Origin of the sequence: Paenibacillus andongensis (genome assembly GCF_025369935.1) — a bacterium.
GTDB lineage: Bacteria > Bacillota > Bacilli > Paenibacillales > NBRC-103111 > Paenibacillus_E > Paenibacillus_E andongensis.
On record NZ_CP104467.1, the window covers coordinates 3,035,741 to 3,056,765 of the forward strand.

The following is a 21,025-nucleotide window of genomic DNA, read 5'->3' on the forward strand; positions in this document are numbered from 1 at the left end:
GAGGTGATCGGGTGTCTATTAAAGGTTTGAATCATTTATTATTTTCCGTTTCGAATTTAGAGAATTCGATTTCGTTTTATCAACAGGTTTTTGATGCAAAGCTGTTAGTTAAAGGTAGAAGTACGGCCTATTTTGATCTGAATGGCATGTGGATTGCCCTGAATGTAGAACAAGATATTCCACGTAATGAAATAAACCTTTCCTACACGCACATTGCTTTTTCAATAGAAGAAACTGACTTTGATGATCTGTATGAGAAACTTAAGAAATTGCAGGTTAACATCCTGCCAGGTCGTCCAAGGGAAGAGAAAGATAAGAGATCAATTTACTTCACCGACCCAGATGGTCATAAGTTCGAATTTCATACAGGTACTCTAGAGGATAGATTAAGTTATTACAAACAGGAGAAAAAGCATATGGAGTTTAAAGATGAATAAATAATTCTAATTCGGAATGCAAAATGCAAAGAGCCCACGCTCGCTCGAATCTTAACGGATTCATGGAACTTGAATGAAGTCCAATTAGCGGCTGCTAATTGGACTTCATTTTTTTGTAGTATAGGAAATTATGCATAACTTCAATTTTCGGCTTCTTAGACTCTATCGGCTTCTTAGAATCTGATGGCTCGCAGAGCTCTCACTGTAAGCGCGGTTTTCGCGCTTATTTGTTCTTTAAAAAAAATGACCTTCCTTATCCGTCTCCCTATATACGGAAATTAGAATAATGGCAGGCTCGTCGCTACTATTCTTCACTAGGTGAGGCGTACAAGCATTCCAACTAAAAGAGTCACCTTCATGAAGTTCGAAAGAATCTTCCCCCTGTGCGGCATAAATCGTTCCTTTGAGCACGACATGTACCTCCTCACCTTCATGCGCATGCGGTATTGGCCCAGTGGAAGCTCCGGGAGGCAGCTGAACAATCATCATCCTCATGTTCTTTGTAGCGCTCAGATGCTCTACTTTTAGCTGCTCGCTACCGCTGGTTGTAATATTCCGCTCCTCTTTTCGGACCACACTCATGCGTTCATCTTTTTTCAATAGCAAATAAGCAAGGGGAACTTTCAGCGCTTCCGCGATACTTTCCAAAGTAGTGATTGAGGGAGACGTCTTATTCGTTTCGATTTGACTCATAAATCCCTGAGACAAGCCTGTTTCTTCACAGATTTGGGCGATTGTGATATTTTTCCGTTTGCGAATCATCCGGATGTTGGAACCGATGTCCATATAATCTCCCCCTCTCAAAATATTACTAATACAGAACTTAATTTAATATTATCAATTTTTCCGTTGACAAGCTAGTGGGCATGTTATAAATTATTAATACAAATATTTTATCTTTATTACTAATATTATTGGAGGATGAATCATTATGGTCAAAACATCTTGGGTAGCTACTCTTATGCGGGTAGTTTTAGGTATTTTATTGTTAGCGCACGGAATCAGCAAGTTCCAAATGGGACTCGGCAATGTGGCAGCTTGGTTCGCAAGTGCCGGAACGCCGGGGTTCCTGGCTTATATCGCAGGATGGCTTGAATTGATTGGCGGGATACTGCTGATTCTTGGACTTTTCACAAGATATGTTTCGATGCTCTTCACAGTTATGCTTCTTGGAGCGATCGTAATGATGAAGCTTCCGCTCGGTTTGCTTGGAAACGGGCAAATGGCAGGCTATGAGCTGGATTTGGCTTACCTCATGCTGACGATTTACTTCATTTTTGCCGGCCCAGGCTCGTTTTCGATTGACAAGGTTCTTTTCGGCAAGGGTAAAGCTGCTGCTTAACTATCTGAAGGAGGAAGATCATGAATAAATCGCCTTACGATTTTGCCGTTCATTTACCTGCTGATCTTGATCCAAGCAAGAAATATCCTGTTATTTTCACGCTGCACGGCCGAGGCTCTAATGAGCAGAATATGTTTGATTTAATTGAGCCTCCGGCAGACAAGTTTATTGTGATCGGTATCCGCGGCGATCTTCGATTAGGGGCGGGTTTCCAATATTACGAGCTAAAGAGCTTGGGCGTGCCTCTTCGGGAGTCGTTTGACGAGGCAATCCGGAAGCTTCAGGACTTCATCCAATTCGCAACAGAGAAATATCCTATCGACGAGGAGCAACTTTATTTACTCGGCTTCAGCCAGGGGGCAATCATCTCCATGACACTTGCATTGACGATGGGTAATAAATTGAAGGGAATCGTCGCATTAAACGGTTATATTCCCGACTTTGTCAAGACAGAGTACTCGCTTCAAAGTATTGAGGACGTATCGGTGTTTATTTCACATGGTGAATACGATTCGGTATTCCCCATTCGCATCGGACATGAGACAGCAGCCTACATACGGGAGCTTACACCTTTGTTCACGTTCCGAACCTATCCAACAGACCATGGAGTAGCTGAGGACAATCAACGAGATATTATCCAATGGTTGCGTTCAAATTAAGAAGATAAAGCATACAATAGGTAGAATTACAGAGGATGACCTGCAAAAGATACATCTAAATCGATCACTTTATTCGCTGTCGGCGCTTTTCGAGCAAATGAGATGCAGGTTTTACAGGTAGGCACCGTGAAATGGCAAAGCCTTTAAAATAAGATGTACTTTTTGCAGGTCGAGGTAGGTCGATGCAGGTCGAGGCAGGTCAGGTTGGTCAGCGGAAAGTGAAGTTTATTGGTTTGACTTGTTCGGAAACCGAAAAAGATACCGCTTGATGTTGTGAGGGAATTCGAACGAATGGATTCAGGGGATGCCACAGTTCCCCCGCAACCCGCAGGTGAAAGTTGTGGCGGAGCCATGTACCCAGAGTACTACAAATGGGGCGTGGGTAAGAATACAAAAAAACGTCAGGAGGCCCTGACGGTTTTTAATGTTCTTTTTTCACTCCATATCGTCATGTTATTAAGAATGGTTCGGAATGATTGGATACCAATGGTTGTCCTTCTTTATAATACAGATGAGGAGAAAGCAGGATAAAAAAGATATGAACATCGCGAAAGCCATGCTCACTTAAAATCGTATAAAGTTCTTTAACAATGCTATCATGCAATTCCTGATCCCTTGGGAACATATATATTTCTAAGGATAGGGGAGAATTATTTAATTGTTCCACGAGAAGAAGTTCAATTTTTATTTTTTCTTGCACAACGCCCGTTAACTTCGAAAATTGCTGAATGACGGTACTTGAAATCGAAGAAATGAAATCCTTTTGAAAACCTTTAAATCTGAGAAAAGGCATATGGGTTCCTTCTTTGCAAAATGGTTAGCGAATTTATTTATTTTAATAAAAAATGAACGTAAAAACAAATCCTATATTAGATGAAACCATTCTCATAGTTAGATAAGTACCTAATCGGAACGATATATCTTATAATTAGATCAATCGTACTGACTATTGTGGGGGTAAAGACAATGAGCAGCTTGCCAAAACAATTCATTCAAACATTAAGAGACGTACATAAGGGCAAAGCCGATGGATGGTTGAGAGATTTCGACAGGCTTATTTATGATTGCGAAGAGCGTTGGCAAATGAAAATGATGTCTCCGTTTGATTTATCTTTTAATTATGTGGCTGCTGCCAAACGGAAAGACGGAACTGAAGTTGTGGTGAAACTCGTCATTCCAGGAGATGAATTTGTATCTGAAGTCGATGCCCTTAAACTTTTTAATGGGAATGGTATTGTTAAAATCATTGATGTAGATATCGCAAAAGGGATTCTTATTCTTGAACGATTGATTCCTGGGCAAACACTTGCCTCATTAGAAAATGAGGAGGAAGCTGCACATATAGCCTCGCAAGTAATGAGGAAATTATGGATGCCTGTACATTCAAATTCATCTAGCATTCCAACAACATTGCATATGGAAGAGAAATTAATCAATATTTATAAGAGAAATACAGAAGGTCTCGGACCTATAACAAAGGAAATACTGCAAGAAGCAGTGGACACTTATAGAACTATGAACGCTATGCCGGATATGCCATTTTTACTTCACGGCGATTTACATCAATACAATATTTTGATGGCGGCTAGAGAACCTTGGTTAGCGATTGATCCTAAAGGGTTGATTGGCGACAGAGAATACGATGTCATTCAATATTTATTAAATAAATTGCCTAATGGAGATTCAACTCAAGTCATTGAGAAGCGTATTGATATTTTTGTAAAAGAGTTGAACTTAGACAAAAAAAGATTGATATCGTGGGGTTTTGCACACTCTGTTCTAGCAACCTGTTGGACCGTTCAAGAGGATGGTAGGTATAGCGAGCCTTTTTTTGAGGCTATTCATGTTTTTAAGAGCTTGAACCAGAGATAGTGAAGACTTATAAATAAAGGGCAACCCCAGGTCATTATGACTTTAGGGGAGCCCTTTTTATTAGCACTTGAGCTTTAGTCGTTAGAAAGCTTGAGAACTTCCAGCAGCTTGAAGAACAAGCTGAGCAGAATGGCAACTATAGTCGCCAGAGCCATCCCTTTTAGTTCAAAATGTCCCAATTTTAGTGTTGCTCCGCTAAGTCCAATGACAAGAACAACGGTTGTTAGAATCAGATTAACCGGTTTGGAATAATCGACTTTCGTTTCCACCAGCATGCGGATCCCCGAAGCAGCGATGATACCGAACAGCAGCAAGGAGACGCCGCCCATGACAGGCGTTGGAATGGTTTGAATCAACGCTGAGATTTTCCCGACAAAGGAGAGCACAATCGCTAGGATCGCGGCTCCTCCGATAACCCACACCGAATATACGCGGCTAATCGCCATGACACCGATGTTTTCACCGTAAGTTGTATTGGGTGTTGAGCCTACTAGGGATGACAGCATGGTAGAGATGCCATTTCCGAGTAAGGATCTACTAAGTCCAGGGTCTTTAGATAAATCTTTTCCAACCATATTCCCGGTAACAATCAAGTGGCCAATATGCTCGGCTATGACAACTAAAGCGGCAGGAGCGATGATTAGAATACTCGCCAGATCGAATGTAGGACTGTAGAATGTAGGAAGTCTGAACCACTGTGCAGCTCCTAATGTTTCTCCAATATGCACCAAACCAAGCATTGCTGCTAGTAAGTAACCGACAACGATGGCTACCAAAATCGGGATGACCTTCAAAAGCCCGCGAAAGACAATGGAGCCTACTACTCCTACCAAAAGTGTAAAAATAGAGACCGAGATAACGATAGGATCTGGAACCCAGGCTTCTTTTAAATTAGCGGGCGGAATAAGGCCTGCCATATTGGCGGCTGTAGGCACCAACTCTAAACCGATAACGGCAACGATCGCTCCCATCGCAGCAGGTGGAAATACGACGTCAATCCAGCGTGTCCCCACGACACGAATCAACAACGCTATGATCGTAAAAATCAATCCCACGACCAGAAATCCGCCTAATGCTGAACTATATCCTTTGGAAGCGAGGACGACGAACACGGGGGAGAGGAAGGCGAAGCTTGACCCCAAAAAAGCGGGGATCTTTCCTTTCGTGATGAAAATATAAAGCAGGGTGCCTATTCCGTTCATCAACAGAATAGTAGCTGGATCGACTTTAAACAAGATAGGAACCAGCACGGTGGAGCCAAACATAGCAAATAAATGCTGCAAACTAAGGGGAATACTTTCGCCTATGGAGGGGCGTTCATCTACTTGAATTATACGAGACACGGTGGGAACTCCCTTCTTCAACTTATCGTACGATATCTTACCATATTTCGAATGAAAAGAAGAAATAATTTTCACAAATTCTATAAAACTATTTAAGTAAACATGTCATCTGGTTTAGGTTGTCTTTACTTTGTACCTGTCAAATTATACAATAATCGCACAATCATATACTTATGGAGCCTCCACATGTCAAATTATTTCAATGGGAAATTTCGCTGGGGTCCGCCTCAAGTAATGGCGATCGGATTCGTCGTGATGATCTTAGTCGGTGCGATATTATTATGGCTGCCTATCTCCTTCGTTGGCATAGGCAGATTAACATTTATTGATGCCTTATTTATGGCGACCTCCGCTACTTGTGTTACTGGGCTATCTGTGATCAATACAGGAGCACATTTATCGGCTTTTGGGGAGATTGTTCTTATATTACTAGTCCAAATTGGCGGTCTTGGCTTCATGACGATGTCCACCCTAATTGCACTTGTGCTCCGCCGCCGTATTTCTTTTCAGGAACGTCTCATCCTTCAGGAAGCGATGAACCATGATTCAACGGAAGGTATAGTTCGCCTTATTCGCAAGGTGTTGATCTATGCACTTTATATTGAATTGGCAGGTGCGCTGTTATTCGCACTTCGCTGGTCATTTGAAATGCCAATCGGTCAAGCGTTGTACTTCGGCATTTTTCATAGCATCTCGATATTCAACAACGCGGGATTCGATCTGTTTGGCGGTATACCTAATAGAATGGGAAGTCTCATGCATTATGTAGAGGACCCGTACATTAACATCGTCTCGATGTTACTTATCATTTTAGGCGGAATCGGATTTATCGTTATCTCTGACTTGCTTACATTCCCTAAGAATAGAAAACTAACGCTGCACAGCAAGGTTGTCTTAACTGCATCCGCCGCTCTGATAGTGATAGGAACACTTGTCGTCTTTGTTTTTGAGTTCACCAATTCCCTCACACTTCAGCCTTTGTCCACCATAGGCAAAACGCTCAGTGCGATGCTGCAATCCGTGTCATCACGTTCAGCGGGTGTAAACACGGTCGATATCGCTTCGATGCGGCAGGCTACGCAGTTTTTTATCATTATCATGATGTTTATAGGTGCGGCACCTGGTTCCTCCGGTGGAGGTATTAAGGTGACTACCTTCGTAATTCTTGTTGGAGCCGTATATGCAATGGTTCGAGGCAGGGACGAAATTGTATTATTCCATCGTAGAATTTCAAAGGATCGGATTTATAAAGCTATTACATTAGCATTGCTCTCTTTTATTTTAATCGTAATTTCGACAATGATCCTTTCTATCACGGAGAACTTCCATTTCTTAGGCATATTGTTCGAGGTTACTTCGGCATATGCAACCGCTGGAATGTCAGTTGGATTAACGTCGCAGCTCTCGGGATTCGGTAAGGTGTTTATCATTATTTTAATGTTTGTCGGACGTCTTGGTCCCGTCACATTGGCCTACACCTTGTCGCCATTGCCGAAAAAAGAGCCCTACCGTTACCCGGAGGGGAAGATCACAATCGGCTGATGATAGAGGCGCTGCGATTCCTTATTCTTCACGAATTTCTACCTCTTTATCATTCTCTACACGCAGGAAAACCTTGATATGACAAGGTTTTTTTTGTTTTTCAAGGTAAGTCTGAGAAAAAAACAAGTTGGTGGAAATCGTTTTATTTACGAATGTTGGAAGCGCTTTTAATATAAAAAGGGAAGCTGACACGCTTACAAATAAATACTCAAAGCGTAACGCAAATAAAAGGGAGGAATGCAAATGACAAGAAAGCTGATTCGTAGCATTACCGTATTATCCACCACCCTTATGATTCTGGCTGCTTGCAGCGGGAAGGCAAACGTTAACAAGGATGCAGGTGCAGTCGGCAATGCGACGAGCACACCTGTAAGCTCGCCAAGCGCTGCGGCCAATCCTTACGGCGATACCGGAGGACTCAAGCTTCCCCTGGTGGACAAACCAACGACGCTGACTTGGATGCTGCCGAGCAATTCATCCAATATTAAAGAAGATCGGCTGGTTGTTCAGGAGATTTTAAAGCGCACAGGCATTAAAGTCGAGTTCCAGACATATTCGCCTCAAACCTATCAAGATAAGCTAAAAGTTGTTGTCGCATCAGGCAAGCTGCCAGACATTTTCAGCGGTCTTAAGCCGGCGGAATTAAAGAAAATCGGTAAACAAAAAGGTGTAGTTGCCATCAATGATTACACGGACCAGCTTCCAAATTTCAAAAAATTATATGTAGAAGAAAATAATTGGGTCATAAAATCTTACGGCGATGAGAACGGTAAGCTGTACACGTGGCCAATATTCAACCTGAATCGGGATGTCAATCACGGATTTATGTTTAGAAAAGATGTTTTTGATAAATTAGGCATAAAAGAATGGACAAATACGGAAGAGTTTTATCAAGCGCTCAAAAAACTGAAAGAAGCATATCCGGACTCATACCCATATGCCTCAAAAGGTCTTGCCAATATTTTTAGAGACTGGTCGTTCGGCTGGGGATTAGGCAACGGAGATACGTATCCTTCCTATTATGACGAGAAAGATAAAACTTGGAAGTATGCGAGCGTTCAACCCGAGCATAAGGATATGCTGGATTTCATGAAAAAGCTGTACAACGAAGGCTTAATGGACCCTGAGTTTTTGACGGATACGCAAGATTCGTGGACGACGAAGATGACTACCGGCAAATCTTTTGTGACTTGGGATTGGATTGGTCGTTTGGATTTATTTTATAACCAGATTAAGGATAAAAATCCCGACTACAATCTGCGTTATGCCAATCCGATCGGGCCGACGGGCAATGTAAGAACACTGCCTAAAGTATCCGATTTTAGCGTGACAGTCTCCAACAATAAAAACAAAGAAGCAGCTCTGAAACTGCTTGACTACTTGACGAGCCCGTCCGGCGGCGAATTGATGACGATTGGTGTTGAAGGTGTGAATTTTGAGTGGGGCAAAGAGGGTGTCCCTGTCTATCCGCAACTGAAGGATTTGCCTCTGGTTGACATCAGCGTGTTGGAAGACCGTTATGCGATGTGGCTGGAAGGAGCCTACTTGCGGCCGGATCGACGCAGTGTCTATTACAAGTTTTCTGAGAAAGAACGCGAAGCTCAGGATAAAATTTTGAAAGGGAAAAAATTTGAGCCCGTCGATCCTATTTTGAACTTTACAGATGAAGAAATATCGACCCTTGCTCAACTTCAAACCACGCTGCAAAAAGCAGCCGAAGAATTTAACGCCAAGTACATCCTTGATAAAAAATACGGGGATAGCCAGTGGGAAGAATGGAAAAAGACGATTGTCAAAAAAGGACTGGATGCGTATATCAAAGTCTACAACGACGCCCAAAAACGGTATGATGCAGCCAAGTAAGAGATCAAGCACCTAGAGATGGTGAGCCGGGCGCTCAGAAGGTCGTTTCTGGGTGTCCTTCATCGGTAAAGGAGGGGATGGAACCGTGCAACAACCAATCGCAGATGCTTCAGCAGCACCATCGAAAAAACACCCCAAGACACAATCCCGAATATCGGCCGCATTCAAGCATATGAGGCGGGATCGACAACTGTTAATACTCTTTATACCATGTATAATCTTCTACGTTTTATTCCGCTATGGACCTTTATACGGGTTGATTATTGCTTTTAAGGATTACAGCGTCTTCTCTGGCGTGCTAGGCAGCGAGTGGGTCGGGCTGAAGCATTTTATCCAATTTTTCACCAATCAAGATTTCTGGATCCTGTTCAGAAACACGCTTTTGTTAGGCTTTTATACGTTGATATTCGGCTTCCCATTCCCAATTATATTAGCCATTTTGCTGAATGAAATCAGATTGCAGTGGTTCAAGAAATCGGTTCAAACGTTAAGCTATCTTCCGGCTTTCTTATCCGTCGTCATTATCAGCAGCATGATCATCGATTTTCTCTCACCTACGAATGGGTTATTCAATCAACTATTGTCCGCTGTCGGCTTTGAAAAAAAGTATTTTCTGATTGATCCCGATTGGTTCCGTCCTATCTATGTCGTATCTGAAATATGGGGCACAATGGGCTATGAAGCGATCATCTATTTGGCGGCGATAGCAGGTATAAGCCCGACGCTGTATGAGGCGGCGAGAGTCGATGGAGCAAGCAGATTCGGCATGATCTGGTATATTACCATTCCTGGACTGCTTCCGACCTTACTCGTGATGTTTATTTTGAAGACGGGATCGATGATTCGAATCGGTTATGAAAAAGTATTGCTTTTATACAATCCGATGACCTATGACGTTGCCGATGTTTTTTCCACGTATGTATACAGAAAAGGTTTATTGGAATCCAACTACAGCTATGCGGCTGCGGTTGGTATGTTCGAAGCGGTGGTAGCCATGATTATTCTGCTGGGAGCCAATTATTTGAGCAAAAGGATCGGGGGGAACGGTCTATGGTAGGACAACGCAGACTATCAGTCTTCGGCATCGTGAATGGGATCCTCTTGATCTGTGTGGCCATAGCGACTCTGTATCCTGTTCTGTACATGATAGCAGTCTCTTTAAGTGAGACCTCTTCTGTTATACAGGGAAAAGTCTTTTTACTTCCTAAGGGAATCAATCTAGGCGCCTACATGGAAGTGCTGAAAAACGATAAAATTCCAAGAGCGTATTTGAATTCGATTTATTATACAGCGCTCGGGACGTTCATTAATTTGCTGTTTACTTCGGTTGCCGCATACCCGCTTTCGCAGCGAACATTTTTTGGACGAAAGTTTTTTATGCTGGCCATTGTGATGACGATGTTCTTTAACGCTGGCATTATTCCTACTTATATGGTCGTCCAGCAGTTGGGACTTTTGGACTCAGTATGGGCAATTGTGCTGCCGAATGCGATATGGACGATGGAATTGATTATTTTGAAAAGCTTTTACGAGAACATGTCCAGCCAAATTCGGGAGGCTGCGGTCATAGACGGCGCTTCTGAATACCGCATCTTGTTCCGTATTGTCATTCCGCTATCCAAGCCAGCGCTTGCTTCCATCGGATTGTTCTATTTTATGGGACATTGGAACAGCTTCTTCCTCCCGATGATTTATTTAAGCGATAAGGATATGTACCCCTTGCAGGTTGTACTCAGGGATATGCTTATTTTCAATGCTGAAAATGATGCCGCTCTTGTCGATCGGGCCGCATTGGCGCCGCAAGCGATGAAAAACGCGACGATTGTATTGTCCATGATTCCTGTCTTAGTGATCTACCCATTTGCTCAAAAGTATTTCGCGAAAGGGGTGATGCTGGGTTCCGAGAAGGGTTAAATAGACAAATGTGGAATATTAGTTGGAGACAAAGGTGAGAGGTAATGAGGTGACACCAATGAACCGATTAATGGCTAACAGAGGCTTGCTGCAAATCTTTTTCGCATTATTGCTAGTCATTGTGATCATGTTTGTATCCAACTATGTTGTCTATAAAAATTCCATTTCCGGGATCTATGAGAAAGTAACGCAAAATAATCGGTTAGCTATCAAGAATATTATTCAGTCATTTGACAGCAGCTTTACGAACGTTAACAATCTCATGTTTAGCATCCAAGGACTGCCCTACGACAATCTTGAATCGGCAGAAGATAAGCGCATTGATATGACAAAGGCTTACACCATGCAGGAAAACATCTCCAGGCTGGCTTCCTCCGTGGATTATATCGAAGATGTGATTGTATTTTACAATAATCTCGAGTTGGCCGTTACCGCCAAAGGCACCAGTGATTTGAAGATTCTTTTCGAAAAAAAGTACAAACACGAGAGCTGGAATTATGATTATTGGCGGGCGTTTACCAAATCCAAGCATGCGTTAACGTTTTTTCCGGTGGAAGACTTTTCTGTTTCGAATGACGGATTAACGAACAGAAAACAACGGTTAATGGTGGCTGTGGACGGCAATAAAGTCCGAATGTCCGATAAGAATGTCATGGTTCTGATGAATGCTGACAAACTGCTGAAGAAAATCGATCTCAGCGCGATGATTCCGGGAGCTTCCTTGATCGTTCTCGATGCAAACCGCAATATGATTTTCAGCACGGACAAAGATTGGAATCTGGATAAAGTATTAAACGATGTTTATTTTAATCCGTCTCAGGAAGGATCTTTAACTCGCGAGAATTTCGAATATAACTTCTACAGGTCGGAGTATAACGATTACATTTATATCAATAAAGTTCCTTATCAATTCCAAAATATTAATTCAGTCGCAACCGCTAATCACATGATTATGATCAGTGCGATCATCAGTGCTGTTCTGCTTTCCGCTTTTCTCAGCATCTACTTGTACCGCCCGGTCAAGGATATTCTCAAATTGCTTGGTGGCGGGCATATAAAAGGGAATGATTTTCGGAAAATATACAGCGGCATTGTCAGTGTGCAGGCGGAAAATGAATCTCTCAAGAGACAAATGGACTTTGTCGATTCTGAGATGCGCAGAGGTATTTTTCTGCAAATGCTGGATGGTTTTTCGCACGCTCAGGAATACGACATACAAATGCAAAAGTATTATTCCGATTTTTTCCGTAAGCGTCAGTTTGTTATGGCTGCCCTGCACGTAAAGCGTCACGATGAGAACGATCAACCCCATCTGCAGATTGAGGAAATGACAGATATCTTGAGCAGCGGATTGAGCAGCAAGGTAGATCATGCTATTGTATTTCATGCAGGCAGTAGGCAGTTTCTTGCTCTAATAGGAATCGAACAGGCCTCGGAACGGAAGACGGTTATGGATGCTCTGGAGTCAATTGTGAATCGTGCTATGAAAGAAGAGCTGAAAGGTTACTCCGTTTGGGGGTGCGTCAGCAAGTTGTACGATTCTAAAGTTAGCAATTGTAATGAGGCCTATCAAGACGTTATGAAGGGCATGCTTTACCGGAATGTCAATATGCCTCGGACAGTTGTCGATATGGAATCCATTCGCTACGTCTCGGATATATATTTTCCTTTCGAGAAGATCGAGAAGCTGTCTCATACGTTGATAAGCGGAAAAGTGGATGAAGGCATCCGAATTGTTGAAGAGATTATTCAGGAAAATAAGGATCGGAATGTCCATTACCATCAGCTTGCGCATATTGCCAAGTGTATATTTTTCTACCTTTCCAAGCAGATTGAGGATGTCTCTTCCGGAAATAAGGATTTTTGCAAATTGGAAACGGACTTTTACTGGAAAGTGGATAACGCTTTTGGTTATGGCGAAATCCAGAGCGCGCTTATCGAGGTGGTCCGATTCATCGCCAACAAACGAAGTCATGAACAGAAGAGCAAACTGAATCCAGAGTTCATCTCCCAATATATTGAGCTGCACTATATGGAGAACTTGTATCTTGATCATATGGCTGAGGTGCTGAATACGACTCCCAAATATTTCTCGAACTATTTTAAGAAAACGTTCGGTGTCAATTATGTGGAATATTTCAATAAGGTCAGATTGTCGCACGCACGTGAATATTTGAAACATACGGAACTGAGTATCGCGGAAATTGGGGAAAAGACAGGGTATCTGAATTCATCCACGTTTACCACCACTTTCAAAAAATATTACGGCATCTCTCCAAGTGAATATCGCAAGAAACCAGTAGATTAAATCTAGGAGTTCGGATGGGAAGAGGAGAACCAGAATGAAGGCTGTTGCAGCTGTAAAAGGCAAGATTATGATTACGGACGTTGACCTTGGCGTCCTTCCTGAAGGTCATGTGCGGATACAGACCGAGTACTCGGCGATTAGTCCCGGAACCGAAATGACGTATATCAAACGCGCTTCCGAGCATCAGGGATTGCTTGGGTACAGTGCCGTCGGAGTCATAGAAGATATCGGGGACAACGTGACCGGTTTGCAAGTGGGCCAGAGAGTCGCATGCTACGGTGCCCCTTATGTACGACATGCAGATTGGTTAACGGTACCTGCCAATTTAACCGCTGTTGTGCCGGATCATGTCCGCCCAGAAGATGCGGCATTTGCAGGGCTAGGCGCTATTGCCATCCATGCACTGCGCACAGCGGATCTACGATTCGGGGAATCCGCGATTATCGTTGGATTAGGGATATTGGGGCAGATGATCGCCCAAGTTGCTTCCGCAGCGGGTTTTCAAGTAGCAGGTCTAGATTTGAATGCCAGTCGTGTTGAATTGCTTCGACAGCAGGGGATCCGGCACGTATTTGTCGATCAAGAACAATTGGAAGATAAGCTGAGACAACTGACTGGCGGTCATGGGGCTGATAGCGTGATCCTGTGTGCAAGTGGACCCGGTGAAGCATTGATTAACAGCTCTCTAAAATGGATCAGGGATAAAGGTAAAATCGTTATTGTCGGAGATTTATCGACTGAGTTTTCTAGAGGGCTTATGTTCGGCAAGGAAGCAGAAGTTCTAATTTCCAGAGCTGGCGGTCCCGGGCGTTACGATGCACAATATGAGCTGGAAAACCGCGATTATCCGATTGGCTTCGTACGCTGGACTGAAGGCCGGAATATCGGCGAATATGTTCGATTGCTGGCGGAGAATCGCATCAAAGTAGAGCCGCTTATATCTGATATTTTTCCTTTGGAGCAGGCGGAAGAAGCTTACCGAAATTATGAGCAGCCAGGCAGTGTGATGGGAACGCTTTTGAAATACGAAAAATAAGGTCTTGGAGGAGCATTGAAACTGTGATGGAGGAAGAAATGTTCGGGAATTGAGTTAAATTGGAAACGCTTACATTTCAAAATGGGAAGTTATCTCTGAAAACTCTGAGGAGGTTTTGTAATGCTAAACAGGAAGTATCGTGTTTTCGTGCTCATGATGATTATTTTGATAACCTTGACAAGTTGGAGCGGTTTGTCAGCCTCGGCTGAGGGAAGTCGGCTTTCACAGAAAACTTACGGGACTCCGGAGGAGCTTCTGATTCCGAATAATTATACGGTTGCGGTATTCAACGGCACAGTTGGCCGGGAAGACGGGCATTATGTGCTTTACGCGACGAGCAAAGGGAAACCGGGACATCTCAATGTTATTGATCTGGAGGATTATAAGCTGTTGCGAAGCATGCCAATCGGCCCTTCGGAAAGTTCATGGGCGCATACTGTCGCCCCAGACGGAACTTTATACCTTGCGGCTGATGGAGGAGGGGCTAGACTTTGGAGCTACTCGCCGGTAACGCATACGCCAACGCAGGTAGCCCAATTCGACGGGCAATCCGTACCGAATAGTATTACGACGGATGAGCAGGGACGTGTTTATGTAGGGACATATCCTGGCGGCAAGGTTTATCAGTATGACCCTGCATCCAAGTTGACGAAGGATTACGGCCGTGTCATCGGCGCACTGGATCAAGAGTATGTACGTTCTATCGCGTACCAAGGTGGGAACGTCTATGCGGGAACCGCACATAAACAAATTGTGAAGGTGAATTTGGCCACGGGGGCGAAAACGAATATTGCCGCTTCCCTCAATGTCAAGAACGATACGGTGTATGACTTGGACACGATTGACGATCGTTATTTGTTTGCCCGTTATACGGACGGCAGCGGGGTACCTGGAGAAGCTTACATCTACGATACGCAGACTGAAGCTTGGCTGGACGTCCAATTGGAGAATGTAACGGGATTGCATGCCACGGACTCACTGGACGGAAAACTGTACTATATGTCCGATAAAAAGCTAAAGACCTTCGATCTAGCGACGCATGAAGTCGCGTTGACAGGAATGGAGTATGGTTCAGGCTTGCGGGGGGCGGATTGGGTGGAGATTCCGAACAACCCCGAGCTGCCCGGCAAAACTTTGGTGACGGTTCGTTATGACGGCGGCGTAACGTTGATGAATATCGCGACCAAACAGGTTTATCTCAAACCGCCTGTCATACCTGGACTGCCTGGGGTTGTGAACCGACTCCAGAGCGTCACGAAAACACAGCTGATCACGACTGGTTCGCAGGCTCGATCATCGCTTGTCAATCTGACGGATAACACCGCCAAGCCCTTCAGCATCGGTCAAGCTGATAGTGTATACCCTGTTGGAAACAAAGTATATATGGGGGTTTACCCGGAAGGCGCTCTGTATGAATACGACTTGGCGGCCCAACCGAGCGATTCAAACCCGAAACGTTTAGCTGTGTTAGGGGATGATCAGGAGCGGCTTGTAAATATCACAGGCGGCCAAGGCAAACTGTTTATTTCCACGATATCCGGTTATGGGACGCTAGGCGGATCATTAACTGTGTATGATCCGGCTACGGGGGAAACGAAAGTGCACCGGAACGTTGTCCAGAATCAAAGCGTGCTCAGCTCAGCTTACCTGAACGGCAAAATATTCGGATCCACCACGATCAGAAATGGCCTTGGCTCGGAACCGACGGAAGAGGAAGCGAAAATCTTCGTTTGGGATGTCGACAAGGAGCAAAAAATCGCTGAATTCCCACTTCGGGTTCCCGGCTTGACGAAACCGATCTTCATCGGCGATCTGTCTGTCGGACCGGATGGCTTGATCTGGGGCGCCTCATACGAATATATTTTTGCCATAGATCCGAATACGTACACCGTTGTAAAAAGCAAGAAAATCTATCCGAGTCTGAGCTTCAGCCAATGGGCTCATCATCCGCTTCGCTGGTCGGAGGACGGACTGCTCTACGTCCTTTTTAATAACAAACTGACTGTTATCGATCCGCAAACATTAGAGTTCCGCACGTTGGCGGACACTTCAAGATTTGATCTGGGAATGGATGGGAACTTATACTTAACTGATCAGGCAACTAATACAATTTTATACCGAATGAAAGTAGATGGGGAAATCGTGGAGGAGCCACCGGGCATCCCCGTTCCTGTCCGTAATGCCGGATTGGAAGATAATGTGAATAACGGCGTCATTCCCGGCTGGACTTCTTTGTTCGCGACAGGAACCGATTATCGGTTTGAAATCAGCGGCGAGCGCAGCTTCTCCGGCTCCAAAAGCCTGAAAGTTACGGATAAATTGCGAACAGCTTCCGTTGCCGTACAAAGCGATAAGATTCCGGTCAAACCTGGTGAAGAATACCAAGCGGGCGTCAATCTGTATATTGAATCAGGTCAACCGGGATTCATGTTCCGCTTCTTTGACAAGAACAACGCGACGATCTCCACACTTGAAATCCATCTGGACGAATCCAGATTGGCCCAATGGCAGAAGGTGACACTCAAGGGAAAGGCGCCGGCCAATGCAGCCTACGCTAGTCTAATCGCTGTGACGAGCCGATATAATATTTCATCCGCATATTATGATGATTTTTTTATTAGCGTCAAAGATTCCGTCCCGCCGATCTCAGTCGCAAGCATTAGCCCGTCTCCGAACGAGAGCGGTTGGATTAACAAGGATGCTGCTGTAACGATTGAAGCAAACCGTGCCTACGCCATCACCTATTCCGCAACGGGGGCGCAGCCGATTAATCAAACGACCGTAAAGGGAGCATCACTTCAATTTCCGATTTCTGCGGAAGGGGTTACGAGTGTGACGTATGCCGCCACGAATTTCTCGGGTATCAAGGAGATTCCTCGAACGATGGACATCCGGATCGATAAAACGGCGCCGGTTATTGAATTCTCGGGCGAACGTTCGTATACTGTACAGCAAGCGGTCTATATCGGTTGCACAGCTGCAGACACATTATCCGGACTGGTTACGAATTCGTGTTCATCTTCACTCGTTGGGCAACCTGCCTATACGTTTGAACCTGGAAGCCACGATATTTCGGTGTCAGCGACAGATTTAGCAGGAAACACCACTAACGCGACATTTACGTTCCAAGTTTCCGTGACCTATGACGGGATGTGTGAACTCATTCGTCAGTTTATGGCGGACGATCAGGGGATTGCAAATGGTCTTTGCAGCAAGCTTTTGAATGCGCAGGAAGCGGAGAAGCGAGGAAATCTAAAGGCCAAGGAAGGCATGCTCCACGCTTTCCTTAATGAAGTGGACGCCCAAAGCGGCAAAAAAATGACGCTAGAACAAGCGCGAATTCTTAAAAAGTTGGCAGGTTATTTGTAACTATTGGAGGAGAACAATGGATATAACCGTGATGACGTTTAACCTGCGGGTTCATGTCAAGCAGGATGGCGACAATGCATGGCCGAACCGGATCACTGAAGCGGCTGAGGCGATCAAAAAAGCAGGGGCAGCGATTGTTTGTACGCAGGAGGGAACGCACGCAATGCTGCTGGATCTGCAGGCGCTTCTTCCCGATTATGCCTGGCTAGGCGATGGCCGTCAGGGTGGGCATGAAGATGAGCACTGCGCCATCTTCTATCATCGTGGGCTGCTGAACCCAGTCGAGTGCGGGAACTTCGGTCTATCCGAATTTCCTGAACAGCTCGGGTACATGAGCTGGAACGCCGGCTGTCCGCGAATATGCACCTGGGCACGGCTGAAGCAGCAAGACGGACAGGAGTTGTTCGTGTTCAATACTCACTTGGATCATATGAGTGAGGAAGCTAGAACGAACGGCATCCAACTCATTGTAGAACGAATCCGCACCATGAACGGCCGAGACGGGATTCCGGCAATGTTGACGGGTGATTTTAACTGCGGCCCGAGCAGCGAAGTAATCGGAATTCTGACACAAGCGGGGCTTTGTGACGCATTTGGCGAGGACAAAGATGTAGGCCGTACCTGGCATGACTTTAACGGCGGCGATACGGGAGAGCCGATAGATTACATTTTCGTGACGCCTGAAATTGAAGTGAATGCAATTAACGTAGACCGAAGCCTGTATAACGGTCGCTATCCGTCAGACCATTATCCAGTCGTGGCGAGTTTGCGGTTGTAGCTTGCAAAAGTTGTGACAGTATTGGTCAAACCATTTGTAGTAATGAAGGATTTGTGTTTATACATTATCAAGGAGCTGCCGCGGCGGCTCTTTTTTTGACCACATAAGACCGCGCTTAGCCAAGCTAGGCACAACTAATATCAAAGAGGCGGCGAAATACATAGGAAGATACTCGGCAAGACCTGCCAGTGCGGAATATTGAATTGTGAGTAACTGCTCAACCGTCCATTTCGTGTCGATTCCCGTATAGCCGCTCCTTCTGCCAAGTAGCCAAATATGTAATGTTCACCAACCTGTGAACCTATTCTTGATTATCTACCTGCCCACGCATCAACTTTTTACTATACCCTCATGCAATAGCGGAGCACGTCAATATCATGGCCTCTCTTAGGCAAGCCGTACTCCTAGTTCCTCTATCTATATCCCAAATTCGACACGCACCTGGCATCAACAGATGTTTGCGGAACGTAGAAGCCTTATTTTGCTCAAAACTGCGTATATCACGGTTTTGCGGAACGAGGAGCCTCTATTTCCCACTTTTGGGGTGTAAAAGCAGGTAAAACACCAAAATAGCGCACCCTCGTTCCGCTTGCCAGCCCTACATCGGCATAATCAACGAAATAGCGCCCTCTTGTTCCCCGTGAACCTCAAATTAGCAGCTTTTATGTTAGAAATCACTCCACAGAGTATAGATTCGGTCAGCTGTTTATCAGTAACTGACCAGATTTCTATCTACTTGCCATCGCACCAAGCTTTTTATTATAGCCTCCAAAAAGTGGAGTAAAAGGTGTAAATAAGATTACAAATCTGTCCGAAGATCAGATCAAGCAACTCGATTTGGGGAAACTGCGACTCCCGTAATTTCAACCATATTATGGTAAAATAATAGGGAGAATTTCATTAGAAGAGGAGAGGTTTGAATTGATATTTTCAAAAAATAATTTTTATGGGATATATGCGGTCATATTAGCGATAGTATCGATGTTCACACAAGAAATAATCACGTTTATTATGCTTGGATTCGTTTTCATGGCCTTGTTGAATATTAATACTACGCTGCAAAAGATTCTTGAAAAATTAACTAAAAACTAAGGAGATCTTAACAGCTGAGCGTTCTGATTTGTCTAAGGCAATTGACCTATTTGACGCGCTCGTCCGTGAAACGGCAGAGATTGCTTCGTAAAGTTAACTTCGCTTTCACTGCGGCCCCCTAATTTTGATGTAGAAAATGCATGATTACTCGCCAGACGAGTCGCTCCAGGTTTCCCAAAATAACGCATCGACGTTCCGCGTAACCGCTTATTGGAGGTCTAGTAATTACTTAAAGAATTTATAGTCCAAGTATAGAATCGGCATATTTATCCAAACTATGGTTGATGGAGGTGATCAATTTGAAAGACAGGACCCAAGCCAACCATAACGAGCCGACAATTGCACCGGGTATGAACACGCATGATCCCCTTGAGAAAAAAGCAACGGAAGAAGATATCGAAAAGGGCGACGCGACTTCAGTGACTCGATTATATTTGGATCGTACACCTGAAGACTAATAACTATCGGAACTTCGCCTAAAGAACATAAATCTCTTTGGGGGTATAGATTTGACAATTAGTACTAAGCTTAAGACCGAATAAGTTAAATTTCATTCTCCCATTGGCCGAAATGGCTAACGGGATTTTGTTATATCAAAGATAAAAGACAAACAAGCGGAAAGGTGGACTACTACATGATTAGCATCCTATCTCTAAGAAATGGACGAATATGCTGACGAACCCGAACATACCATTTTCCCGCAACTGGCTTTTGCACTTGATGATCGTCGTGTTTGCTGTGTATTGGGGATTCACGGCCATCTCACCGACTGATCGGATTCAATGGATCATGGAGAGCATACTCCCTGTTATCGTCGTGTTTGTTCTCGCTTTCACTTATAAAGTATTCCGGTTCTCTAATACTTCCTATTTACTCATGTTTATTTTTCTTTGCTTACATACCTACGGGGCTCATTATACGTACCAGGGCACACCTTTCGACATGTGGCTGAAAGCTTCGTATCATACCCAGAGAAGCTATTACGATCGAGTCGTTCATTTCGCATTCGGTTTGTTCTGGGGGTATCCATTCCGTGAATTGCTAACCCGGGCCGCCGCACAGCGTGGTTTTTGGTCTTATGCCATTCCCGCGGCAGTCGTTTTCAGTTGCAGTGCCTGCTTCGAAATCATAGAGATGGTGGCTGCATTTGTAGCTGGTCAAAAGGGAGAAGCATATGTCGGGCTGCAAGGTGATTGCTTTGATACTCAAAAAGATATGGGACTTGGATTAATTGGAGCGATTATTTCAATGGGCATGCTTGCTTGGTTTCATCATAGACATCGTACTGATGATGATAAACCGTTAAAAAGGCATTGAAAATCAGCTCAAATAATCACATTGACGCGCCATGCTTCCCAACTTATGATGGGGATAACCATAATCTGAATGAAAGGAGAGACCTCACGATGATAGCTTTCGCACGACCTCCCTGCTAAGACGTAACCGCTAGTCCATCGCGAGCGCCCCCTG

At 44.4% G+C, this 21,025-nt stretch carries 18 protein-coding genes; 15 read left to right on the forward strand and 3 right to left on the reverse strand.

All coding sequences use genetic code 11. The annotated features are described in order from the left end of the window. The first annotated feature begins 11 nt into the window (after positions 1-11). Positions 12-437 (forward strand): FosM family fosfomycin resistance protein, encoded by a 426-nt coding sequence (gene fosM, locus NYR53_RS13270; protein ID WP_261305612.1) that lies wholly within the window; start codon positions 12-14, stop codon positions 435-437. Positions 438-671: 234 nt separating this feature from the next. On the opposite strand, the gene NYR53_RS13275 is transcribed toward fosM, so the two are convergent. Next, complete coding sequence (locus tag NYR53_RS13275) at positions 672-1,223, reverse strand: helix-turn-helix domain-containing protein (protein ID WP_261305613.1); 552 nt, start codon at positions 1,221-1,223, stop codon at positions 672-674. A 145-nt stretch (positions 1,224-1,368) separates the two neighbouring features. Here NYR53_RS13275 and NYR53_RS13280 point away from each other — a divergent pair, with 145 nt between their 5' ends. The 3 genes from NYR53_RS13280 (at position 1,369) to NYR53_RS13290 (ending at position 2,969) form a co-directional block, all read left to right on the forward strand. Continuing rightward, a complete protein-coding gene (locus NYR53_RS13280) occupies positions 1,369-1,779 on the forward strand; it encodes a DoxX family protein (RefSeq protein WP_261305614.1) in 411 nt (136 codons plus the stop codon). Between the two features lie 20 nt (positions 1,780-1,799). Beyond that, the gene (locus tag NYR53_RS13285; RefSeq protein ID WP_261305615.1) at positions 1,800-2,438 is read left to right on the forward strand and encodes an alpha/beta hydrolase; all 639 of its coding nucleotides are present in this window, start codon (positions 1,800-1,802) and stop codon (positions 2,436-2,438) included. Between the two features lie 291 nt (positions 2,439-2,729). Next, complete coding sequence (locus NYR53_RS13290) at positions 2,730-2,969, forward strand: hypothetical protein (protein WP_261306627.1); 240 nt, start codon at positions 2,730-2,732, stop codon at positions 2,967-2,969. On the opposite strand, the gene NYR53_RS13295 is transcribed toward NYR53_RS13290, so the two are convergent. Beyond that, positions 2,887-3,231: a DUF1904 family protein gene (locus NYR53_RS13295; RefSeq protein ID WP_261305616.1), complete on the reverse strand. Its 345-nt coding sequence runs from the start codon at positions 3,229-3,231 to the stop codon at positions 2,887-2,889. The two genes, NYR53_RS13290 and NYR53_RS13295, sit on opposite strands and share 83 nt — an antisense overlap. 173 nt (positions 3,232-3,404) lie before the next feature. Between NYR53_RS13295 and NYR53_RS13300 the strand changes: the two genes are divergently transcribed. Continuing rightward, on the forward strand, positions 3,405-4,310 hold the full coding sequence (locus NYR53_RS13300; protein WP_261305617.1) for an aminoglycoside phosphotransferase family protein: 906 nt from the start codon (positions 3,405-3,407) through the stop codon (positions 4,308-4,310). 74 nt (positions 4,311-4,384) lie between these two features. On the opposite strand, the gene uraA is transcribed toward NYR53_RS13300, so the two are convergent. Further along, the gene (gene uraA / locus NYR53_RS13305) at positions 4,385-5,653 is read right to left on the reverse strand and encodes a uracil permease (protein ID WP_261305618.1); all 1,269 of its coding nucleotides are present in this window, start codon (positions 5,651-5,653) and stop codon (positions 4,385-4,387) included. 186 nt (positions 5,654-5,839) lie between these two features. On the opposite strand from uraA, the gene NYR53_RS13310 reads away from it, so the two are divergent. The 10 genes from NYR53_RS13310 to NYR53_RS13355 all read left to right on the forward strand — a co-directional run bounded on the left by NYR53_RS13310 (position 5,840) and on the right by NYR53_RS13355 (position 20,872). Beyond that, the gene (locus tag NYR53_RS13310; RefSeq protein WP_261305619.1) at positions 5,840-7,195 is read left to right on the forward strand and encodes a TrkH family potassium uptake protein; all 1,356 of its coding nucleotides are present in this window, start codon (positions 5,840-5,842) and stop codon (positions 7,193-7,195) included. A gap of 243 nt (positions 7,196-7,438) precedes the next feature. Next, complete coding sequence (locus tag NYR53_RS13315) at positions 7,439-9,058, forward strand: extracellular solute-binding protein (RefSeq protein WP_261305620.1); 1,620 nt, start codon at positions 7,439-7,441, stop codon at positions 9,056-9,058. A gap of 172 nt (positions 9,059-9,230) precedes the next feature. Next, entirely contained in the window at positions 9,231-10,115 is an 885-nt protein-coding gene (locus NYR53_RS13320) for an ABC transporter permease (RefSeq protein ID WP_261306357.1), read from the forward strand. Next, positions 10,109-10,972, forward strand: coding sequence for a carbohydrate ABC transporter permease (locus tag NYR53_RS13325; protein WP_261305621.1), 864 nt, complete (start codon positions 10,109-10,111; stop codon positions 10,970-10,972). Before NYR53_RS13320 ends, NYR53_RS13325 begins: the two co-directional genes overlap by 7 nt. A 58-nt stretch (positions 10,973-11,030) precedes the next feature. Beyond that, complete coding sequence (locus NYR53_RS13330) at positions 11,031-13,280, forward strand: helix-turn-helix domain-containing protein (RefSeq protein ID WP_261305622.1); 2,250 nt, start codon at positions 11,031-11,033, stop codon at positions 13,278-13,280. Positions 13,281-13,314: 34 nt separating this feature from the next. Continuing rightward, complete coding sequence (locus tag NYR53_RS13335; protein WP_261305623.1) at positions 13,315-14,316, forward strand: zinc-dependent alcohol dehydrogenase; 1,002 nt, start codon at positions 13,315-13,317, stop codon at positions 14,314-14,316. A gap of 120 nt (positions 14,317-14,436) precedes the next feature. After that, positions 14,437-17,685: a PQQ-binding-like beta-propeller repeat protein gene (locus NYR53_RS13340; RefSeq protein ID WP_261305624.1), complete on the forward strand. Its 3,249-nt coding sequence runs from the start codon at positions 14,437-14,439 to the stop codon at positions 17,683-17,685. Positions 17,686-17,701: 16 nt separating this feature from the next. After that, a complete protein-coding gene (locus tag NYR53_RS13345; protein WP_261305625.1) occupies positions 17,702-18,463 on the forward strand; it encodes an endonuclease/exonuclease/phosphatase family protein in 762 nt (253 codons plus the stop codon). 1,391 nt (positions 18,464-19,854) lie between these two features. Next, the gene (locus NYR53_RS13350) at positions 19,855-20,013 is read left to right on the forward strand and encodes a hypothetical protein (RefSeq protein ID WP_261305626.1); all 159 of its coding nucleotides are present in this window, start codon (positions 19,855-19,857) and stop codon (positions 20,011-20,013) included. A gap of 211 nt (positions 20,014-20,224) precedes the next feature. After that, positions 20,225-20,872, forward strand: coding sequence for a DUF2238 domain-containing protein (locus NYR53_RS13355; protein ID WP_261305627.1), 648 nt, complete (start codon positions 20,225-20,227; stop codon positions 20,870-20,872). The last annotated feature ends 153 nt before the right edge of the window (positions 20,873-21,025 follow it).